Origin of the sequence: Mesorhizobium sp. M7A.F.Ca.CA.004.04.2.1, assembly GCF_004022825.1 — a bacterium.
GTDB lineage: Bacteria > Pseudomonadota > Alphaproteobacteria > Rhizobiales > Rhizobiaceae > Mesorhizobium.
The window spans coordinates 1-514 of record NZ_RZPH01001743.1 but is presented as its reverse complement, the minus strand read 5'-3'; the positions used below and the strand labels follow the sequence as shown (position 1 = coordinate 514).

At 69.1% G+C, this 514-nt stretch carries 1 protein-coding gene; it reads right to left on the bottom strand.

Annotation, left to right across the window (positions count from 1 at the left end):
- Positions 1–514 (bottom strand): hydantoinase/oxoprolinase family protein (locus EN893_RS37340; RefSeq protein WP_281062554.1); only part of this gene is annotated, 514 nt, incomplete at both ends.

Genomic DNA, 514 nt, shown 5'->3' with positions numbered 1-514 from the left:
GCGGAAGCCGCCGACGGTGGCGCCTTCCGGGTCGAGCCTGGGACGGCCGCCGTCGAGCACGGCGACGTCGGTTGTGGTGCCGCCGATGTCGGAGACCACAGCATTGTCGAGCCCGGTCATGTGGCGGGCGCCGACCAGGCTGGCGGCCGGGCCGGACAGGATGGTCTCGATCGGCCGCTGGCGGGCAAAAGCGGCCGAAACCAGCGCGCCATCGCCGCGCACCACCATCAGCGGTGCCGCGATGTTGCGTTCTCCAAGAAAACCTTCGGTTGCCGCCACCAGGCGGTCGATCATCGAGATCAGCCTGGCGTTGAGCAAAGTGGTCAGCGCCCGGCGCGGACCGCCGAGCTTGGCCGACAGCTCGTGGCTCGATGTGACCGGCAGGCCTGTCTTTTCGCGGATCAACTCGCGGGCGGCGATCTCATGCGCCGGATTGCGGGTGGCAAAATAGGCGCAGACGGCAAAGCCGGACACCGAGGCGCCGAGTTCCGGCAACGCCGCTTCCAGTCCGGAC